General features: G+C 47.2%; 7 protein-coding genes. 6 read left to right on the top strand and 1 reads right to left on the bottom strand.

All coding sequences use genetic code 11. The annotated features are described in order from the left end of the window. Positions 1-70 precede the first annotated feature (70 nt). Positions 71-436, bottom strand: coding sequence for a helix-turn-helix transcriptional regulator (locus PG722_RS13600; protein WP_004064252.1), 366 nt, complete (start codon positions 434-436; stop codon positions 71-73). Positions 437-658: 222 nt separating this feature from the next. Here PG722_RS13600 and PG722_RS13595 point away from each other — a divergent pair, with 222 nt between their 5' ends. From PG722_RS13595 to PG722_RS13570, 6 genes are all read left to right on the top strand, one after another. Then, positions 659-1,351 (top strand): response regulator transcription factor, encoded by a 693-nt coding sequence (locus tag PG722_RS13595; RefSeq protein ID WP_055194522.1) that lies wholly within the window; start codon positions 659-661, stop codon positions 1,349-1,351. After that, positions 1,348-2,379 (top strand): sensor histidine kinase, encoded by a 1,032-nt coding sequence (locus tag PG722_RS13590; RefSeq protein ID WP_064786964.1) that lies wholly within the window; start codon positions 1,348-1,350, stop codon positions 2,377-2,379. The genes PG722_RS13595 and PG722_RS13590 overlap by 4 nt, the downstream gene beginning before the upstream one ends. A 182-nt stretch (positions 2,380-2,561) precedes the next feature. Beyond that, complete coding sequence (locus tag PG722_RS13585; protein ID WP_270580851.1) at positions 2,562-3,227, top strand: ABC transporter ATP-binding protein; 666 nt, start codon at positions 2,562-2,564, stop codon at positions 3,225-3,227. 17 nt (positions 3,228-3,244) lie between these two features. Continuing rightward, positions 3,245-5,737 carry an ABC transporter permease gene (locus PG722_RS13580; RefSeq protein WP_118709567.1) on the top strand — a complete coding sequence of 831 codons (2,493 nt, stop codon included), beginning with the start codon at positions 3,245-3,247 and terminating at the stop codon, positions 5,735-5,737. 670 nt (positions 5,738-6,407) lie between these two features. After that, a complete protein-coding gene (locus PG722_RS13575) occupies positions 6,408-6,830 on the top strand; it encodes an RNA polymerase sigma factor (RefSeq protein ID WP_004064265.1) in 423 nt (140 codons plus the stop codon). Between the two features lie 525 nt (positions 6,831-7,355). Continuing rightward, entirely contained in the window at positions 7,356-7,541 is a 186-nt protein-coding gene (locus tag PG722_RS13570) for a hypothetical protein (RefSeq protein ID WP_270580850.1), read from the top strand. Positions 7,542-7,592: the final 51 nt, after the last annotated feature.

The following is a 7,592-nucleotide window of genomic DNA, read 5'->3' as shown; positions in this document are numbered from 1 at the left end:
CTTGTGGCCACAGAGGCATTGCTTGCCACTTAGCGACAGCCCCTAAAATGGCGCAAAAAAACAGAGGCCCTTATTCTGGAACCTCCGTTTCTCTGGCTTTCTTAATGCCCTCGGCTGTGGCTTCTATTACAACAAGCTCTTTTTCATTCATAGAATTTAGGAGCACATCAATGTGCTTTCTGCAAGAACTTGACCTTGCCCCTCCGTCCGCATGAATAAACTGGTCAACTGAAACGTCAAACATGGTAATGAGTTTAACAAAAAGGTCGAAGCTGGGATACTGACCTTTGTTCTCAATATTCATAATGGTACGGGAGTCACGGTCTACTAATTCCGCAACGTAGGCTTGTGTCCAGCCCTTTTCTTCTCTGGCTCTTTTGAGAGCTGCCCCGAGGCCGTGAAAGTCAAACCTTCTTTCATCTTGGTTCATTCTCATATCACCCTATATCATTGTACATTTCGGGCTGGATTATGAGAATGTAATGAAACTTTATGTAAGGTAGTATTTCATTTCACTATTCACTTGTAAAATCTTGATGTAAAAGCCAACAGGCTATATAATTTATGAAGAAATAATTTTTTGAAAAATCCGTCCGCTGTAACATTTCGCGGACATTTGCCTGTTATACTATCTGCAAAAAGCAAAGGAAGTGAGGATATGAAGCAGATTTTAATTGTCGAGGACGACAGTTTTTTGAATAAGATGGTGGCCTATAACCTGACCGCAGACGGCTATGGCGTGACTTCTGCCCTAAATGCCAGAACCGCAGCCGACGCCATCCGCCAGCGGGAATTTAATTTAGTGCTGCTGGACATCAACCTGCCGGACGGGAACGGTTTTGAACTGTGCAAGCTGATAAAGCCCCAGCACCCGGATACCATCGTGATTTTCCTGACCGCCAACGATCAGGAGAGCGACCAGATACGGGGTTATGAGGTGGGCGCGGTGGACTACATCACAAAGCCCTTTGTGATTGGGGCCTTGCAGCGGAAAATCAAAGCCATGTTCGCCATGCTGGAACACCACAAACCGGCCAAGGACATTTACGACGACGGGCGGTTGTTTCTGGACTTCTCGGAGCAGACGGCTTCCTTAAACGGCAAGCCCCTGACTCTATCCCCGATGGAGTACAAAATGCTGAACCTGTTTCGTAAAAATCCCCGGCAAGTGCTGACCCGTGGGCAGCTTTTGGAAAAGCTGTGGGATATAGACGAGCGGTTTGTGGACGAACACACCCTGACAACCTCCATCAGCCGTATTCGCAGCAAGATTGAAGCCGACGGCGGCGCACCCTACATCAAGACCGTTTACGGCATGGGGTATCAATGGACGGGAGGCGAGGTAAAATGAAGTTTCAAAACCTCTCGGTAAAGCGGCTGTTTGGCCGGGTGGCAATGGAGCTTGTCCTCTCCATGTCCGGGATCACCATAGCTCTTTTTCTTGTGACAAAACAGATTGCGGTGCTGCTGACAGGCGGGGCGCTGCTGCTGTGCGCCATTGTAGGGATTTTTGTACTGACGCAGGCGTTTGGAAAGCGACTGTCGCAGTTTACCACTGACCTGTGCCAGACCTTAGACCACATGATCGCCGGAAATGAAGCGCCCCAGCGGCCAGAGGACAGCGAAACCCAGCTTGCCAGAATCGGACACCGGCTGGCAAGGCTTTACCAGATCATGCAGGAGAACCGCCGCCGGGTGGACGAGGAACGGCAGGAGTTACAGACCCTTGTATCGGATATTTCCCATCAGGTGAAAACGCCGGTAAGCAATCTGAAAATGGCGACGGACACCCTGCTGGAAAAGCCTATGGCCGAGGCAGAGCGCACCGACTTTATCCGGGGAATCCGCAGCCAGACGGATAAGCTGGACTTTCTCTTTCAGGCCCTTGTGAAAACCTCCCGTCTGGAAACAGGCGTGATCCAGTTGGACAAGAAACCGGGCCGCCTCTTTGATACCGTGGCACAGGCCATGAGTGGGATCGTGTATGCAGCGGAGAAAAAGGAAATCGCCGTGTCCGTGGACTGCCCGGAGGATTTGACCGTTTCCCATGACAGCAAGTGGACATCGGAAGCCCTCTTTAACCTGCTGGACAATGCGGTGAAGTACACCCCGGCAGGCGGGAAAATCGCTGTGTCTGTGGTGCTGTGGGAAATGTATGTGGAAATCAAAGTGACCGACACTGGCAAGGGCATTTCCGAAAGCAATCAGGCCGCTATCTTCCAGCGCTTCTATCGTGAGGAAGAAGTACACGAACAGCAGGGTGTGGGCATTGGCCTGTATCTGGCCCGCGAGATCGTAACGCGGCAGGGCGGCTATATCAAAGTGGTTTCGGAGCCGGGCAAGGGTTCGGAATTTTCCATTATGCTTCCCTTGCGTTGAGAGAAACTTTCTGCTTCGGGTCAAGTTGGCCCGAGGTGCAGAGATAAAATGAAATGTCCGAGCGTTGTAACATTTCACCTCAATTTTCAATGAATTTTTTTAGCCGCTGTAACATTTCGCGGACATTTGGGTTTTACAATACACTTATCAACAGGTAGGAAGCCTTGAAAGGAGTTTTGAATATGAGCGTTTTACAGACGATTGACCTGAAAAAGTATTACGGTACAGAACCGAACATTACCCGCGCCCTTGACGGCGTAAATTCCTCCGTGGAGGACGGCGAGTTTGTGGCTGTTGTGGGAACCTCTGGTAGCGGCAAGTCCACCCTGCTTCACATGATGGGCGGGCTGGACACTCCCACCAGCGGAACCGTGATCGTCCGGGGCGAAGAACTGGCAAAGAAGAACGATGAACAGCTTACCATCTTTCGCCGCCGCAACATCGGCTTTATCTTCCAGAACTATAACCTTGTTCCTATTCTGAATGTGTATGAGAACATCGTCCTGCCGGTGGAGCTGGACGGGGACACGGTGGATCAGAAGTTTTTGGACGAGATCGTTCACCTGCTGGGGCTGGAAGATAAACTGAAAAATATGCCGAATAATCTTTCCGGCGGACAGCAGCAGCGTGTGGCGATTGCACGCGCCCTGATTACCAAACCGGCTATCGTGCTGGCCGACGAGCCGACCGGTAACCTTGACAGCAAGACCAGCGCCGAGGTGCTGGGGCTTATCAAGCGCACCAGTGCGGAGTTCCGGCAAACCGTTGTGATGATTACCCACAACAACGATATTGCCCGTCTTGCAGATCGGATTGTCCGCATTGAGGACGGCAAAATTGTGGAATAAGTAGGGGGTGGCAGACTATGACATGGCCTTTTGAAAATGATACCAGTAACATTGAAAAGAAACTGGCAAAGCGCAGTTTGCACCATGAACGGCAGCGTAATTTATTTGCAATCATTGCTCTGGCGCTAACTGCATTTATGATAACTGCGACATTCAGTATTGGCTTTAGTTACTTTGAAACCTACCAAATGCAACAAATCCGCTTAATGGGAACTACCGCAGATGCCGGAATCACAAATGTAACGGAAGAACAGTTGGTTGAGATTTCAAAATCAAGTCTTGTACTTGACGTAGGCATACAGCAGCGTTTAGGCAGTGTTGATACAGAGCAACTGCAAAATGCGAGATTAGGTATAGTTTGGATAGATGATACCGAGTGGGAACACCACCGTCTTCCTACTATATCAGGTGTTGTAGGAAATTACCCATCAAGTAAAAACGAAATTATGCTACCTACATGGGTGCTTGAACAGATGGGCATTTCTGATCCGCAAATAGGGATGGAGATTGTGTTGTCATACCAAATTGGCGATAGCTATGATTATGTCACGGACACCTTTTTGCTGTCGGGCTACTATACGGACTACATTCCAATGCGCACAAATAATCGTGGTTATGTTTATGTTTCATCCGCTTTTAAGGATAGCTTAAATGTATCACTGGATAATAGTGTTACGGCAATGATCCGTTTTCAAGGTAATGATAATGCTGACAAAAACTGTGAAAGATTGCGGCGTGAGATTGACTTTACAGAAGGGCAAACATTTGAAATTGTACCATTAGAACAGGCAAATGGTGGAACTATTATTTTAGCTGTAATAATTTTAGCAGTTTTTATATCCTTTAGCGGCTATCTGCTGATTTATAATATTCTTTATGTCTCTGTCATAAAAGATGTGCAATTCTATGGCCGTCTTAAAACGATTGGAACGACTCAAAGGCAGATAAAGAGAATTATCTATAAGCAGGCAATCAGAATCTCTTGTATTGGTATTCCGATTGGTCTGTTACTTGGTGCGGTTGTTTCCTTTGGCATTGTTCCTTACTTCCTGAATATGATGTATTCAACAAATTCTGATGTGGGAACAAAAGTATCTTTTTCGCCGTTTATTTTCATAGGAGCGGCCATATTTACGTTCATTACCGTTATGATTGCAAGCATGAAGCCCGCCAAAATTGCCGGAAGTGTTTCACCAATAGCAGCACTCCAATATACAGCAGCCAGCACAAAGAGCAACGCCAGAAATTGTAGCAAAATGAAGTTGTCCAGAATGGCATGGAACAATGTCTTTCGTAATGCTAAGAGTACAACCCTTGTTTTTGCATCGCTTTTTTTCGGCCTTTCCTTGTTCCTTGTCGTCACAGGGCTATTACATGGTTTAAGCCCGGAGAATTATGTGAGCCAATGGGGAGTAAGCGATTTTGCACTCACATATAGTATCCACGAAAGAGAAGATTTAATTTCCAGCGAAATGGTTTCAGAGATTGGTCAGCTTGACGGCATTGAGAATTTGAGGTTGACCTATGCACCTTATCCTCAAGTAGCAGTAGATGTTGTATATGACGATGCTGTATTTCACGAGTTTCTTGCGTCATTAGACGGAGTAAACGGCATTGATTTTTCTGATCCGGCAAAATTAGAAAATTATCAGCAAAACTTTTTTAGCGGGGTTTTTGGAATTGACAGTGCATATTTGGAAGAAATCAATAAAACCTTAAACTTGCCTATTGACACGTCTGCCTTTGAACAAGGAAAGGTTGTGCTGCTGTCCAAAACAGTAGAAGACCTTATTCAGCCGGGGCAGGAAATAACAATCCAGACGCAGAACGGACAGCATTCCTTTATTGTAGCGAACGGTTATTTGAATGAAGGGTTTCGAGCAGGAGGAGGCAATGAGAGAGGGACGGCTCCTGATTTGTATATTAGTCAAACAGCTTTGAAAGAACTCTTTCCGCAATATAGAGTGTTCCGCGTGGCCTTTGATACGGATGGTCAACATGACGAAAGTATACTGCAAGAATTAAAGCAAATCACCGCATCACAAGCTAACATTGATATTATATCCCGATATGAACGGCGAGAAGAAATGCAGGAATATCTCATTACAGCAAAGGTTTTAGGAACAGGGGTGTCCGTGATCCTGCTGCTTGTTGGTGTCATGAACTTTGTCAATACAATGGTTGTCAATGTAAATACTCGGCGCTATGAATTAGCTGTTCTTGAAAGCATTGGAATGACAAAGCGACAAATCAAACGAATGCTATTTATGGAAGGTTTCTATTATTGGGGCGTTTCCCTTTCCCTTGCAGTCACCATTGGAACAGCAATCTTCATCTTGCTATATATGATTTTTAGTAAAGTGGCCTATTATGCTGTTTTCTCCTATCCATTTATCCCACTGGTGCTGGTGTCTGGACTGGTGTTGCTAATCTGCCTTATTGTGCCTATATGGGTCTACAAAACTGACGTTAACCTTCCAGTTGTGGAGCGATTGCGGTTGACAGAGTGAGTTTAATCAAATAGCAAAACATCCTTAGATCAATCATATCGAAGCGGAGCAGATTTTAGCTGCTCCGCTTCTTTAGTATTTTTCAAAAAATTCTTTTGAAATGTCCGAGCTTTGTAACAATTCAGCCTGTTTTTCTGTCGAAATCAAAGACGCCTCGGACATTTGTGTAACATTTGTGGTTTATGCTTGTGGTAAATCAATTAAGAAACATCTGCCCCCACAGCGGGGAAAAGAAAAAAACCGCTGACGGGCAGAGGATTTCGTGTGCTTTCCTATATCACTGACGATACGGCGGTTTTGAGAAATCAGAGCCGCCGTTTCTTTTCGCCCCCCTAAACCAACGACGACCTAACACCGTGTAAATCCACGGCGGCATATAGGAGGATTGCCGCCGTGTCTATCTTTGCCTTTTTTCACAGTGCCCATGACCTACATCAGTTAAAAAAAGCATAGCCCCGCCTCCGGGTTATTCCGGCTATGTATGCGAAATTTGTTGGAACCTTAACTATTATGTCATTTCATGCGTCCGTGTGGCTTCATGCCGCCCGGGCGCTTTTGCGTTCTTATGGGGCGGCTTCGGGTCATGTTGGCCCGAAGCCATTCCCCGGTGCCGCTCCCCGCCGCCTTCGTTTCGGTCACTCGTCAACCAACAACCGAAACGGAGGTCAATATGGCTATTATCAATTTGCGGGACTATTACCCGTTCTATACATCGGATTGCTTCATGGAAGTATCGGAAGAAGTTGCAGAAATGTTCAAAGAGTTTGATCGTAAAGAGGCTGCCTACCGGCTGCGTACATACCGCCACAAAGCCTACTATTCCCTTGATCGGGATGACGGGCTGGAGCATGAAGCTGTCTTTGTTGCCTTATCTCCCCATGAACTGTATGAGCGGAAAGTGACCATGCAGGAGCTTCACGCAGCGATTTCCAGTCTGCCGGACAAACAGGCAAAACGGATTTATGCTCATTTCATTCTCGGCATGACCAAACAGGACATTGCCCGGGCAGAGGGCGTCCATGAAAAAGTGGTTCGTGTCGCAATCGAGCGAGGTCTGCGTCGCTTAGAAAAAATTTTGAAAAATTCTTTGTAAGGCGTACCGATTTAGGCCGGAAAATGAAATGGCTTATGAGAGGCAAAACACTTCGGGTCACAATGGCTCGAGGTTCAGACAAGCCTCATGCAGATTGAAAATCGAATAAAAAGACACCCGGATACGAAGGGGAACGCGCTGTGTGACAGACCCGCCATGACCTCGGATTTCAGAGAATACAGTCTTTGTAAAACTGAGCGAGCGAACAGGTCCATGCCATAGGTGGGGCAAGGCTGGCTCCACCGGAACAGGCGCAGAACCCGGATACTTGCGTTTAGTCACAGTCCGAGCGTTGAAGCGGCCTTGCAAGCCGTGAGCCGTCGCAGGCAATGAGAACGCCTTGCCATCAGAATGGGGAGAGTTGAAATACTATGGGGCATGAAGCCTATGTCCGTCCGGTGTGTCTGAAATGAAGTGAAAACCTATGGGGAGCCCCCGGCAATGCTGTCTGATGATAGGCCAACCGATCCGGCGTGGCTCCCCATCTTTTCAAAAAAGGAGCACTTTATGGGAAATGCGTTTGGAATGATCCCCGGCTTGGAACCGGACGAATGGAGCAATGACGCCTGCCGTGGTTATGTCATTATGGCAATGGAGGACTGCGGATTTTCAAAGAAGGATATACGGCGTGTTGTGGGGCAGCTTTATGAAGTATTTGACCTCAACAGCGTGGAGGACGCCAAAGAAAAGTACCATTCCAGTCCTTACTGAGCTCGGGCCATATCGACCCGAAGTGGAGAAAGCTCAAAGGGCGGCACCTGC

Source organism: Butyricicoccus sp. OF27-2pH9A (assembly GCF_027693185.1).
Classification (GTDB): domain Bacteria; phylum Bacillota; class Clostridia; order Oscillospirales; family Butyricicoccaceae; genus Agathobaculum; species Agathobaculum butyriciproducens.
Note: the sequence above shows the minus strand (reverse complement) of the source record. Positions and strands in the feature narration are given on the sequence as shown.

Excerpts from the sequence above, each read along its gene's own strand:
- PG722_RS13595 (WP_055194522.1), top strand. The coding sequence starts at position 659 with ATGAAGCAGATTTTAATTGTCGAGGACGACAGTTTTTTGAATAAGATG.
- PG722_RS13580 (WP_118709567.1), top strand. The coding sequence starts at position 3,245 with ATGACATGGCCTTTTGAAAATGATACCAGTAACATTGAAAAGAAACTG.
- PG722_RS13570 (WP_270580850.1), top strand. The coding sequence starts at position 7,356 with ATGATCCCCGGCTTGGAACCGGACGAATGGAGCAATGACGCCTGCCGT.
- PG722_RS13575 (WP_004064265.1), top strand. The coding sequence starts at position 6,408 with ATGGCTATTATCAATTTGCGGGACTATTACCCGTTCTATACATCGGAT.
- PG722_RS13585 (WP_270580851.1), top strand. The coding sequence starts at position 2,562 with ATGAGCGTTTTACAGACGATTGACCTGAAAAAGTATTACGGTACAGAA.
- PG722_RS13600 (WP_004064252.1), bottom strand. The coding sequence starts at position 436 with ATGAGAATGAACCAAGATGAAAGAAGGTTTGACTTTCACGGCCTCGGG.
- PG722_RS13590 (WP_064786964.1), top strand. The coding sequence starts at position 1,348 with ATGAAGTTTCAAAACCTCTCGGTAAAGCGGCTGTTTGGCCGGGTGGCA.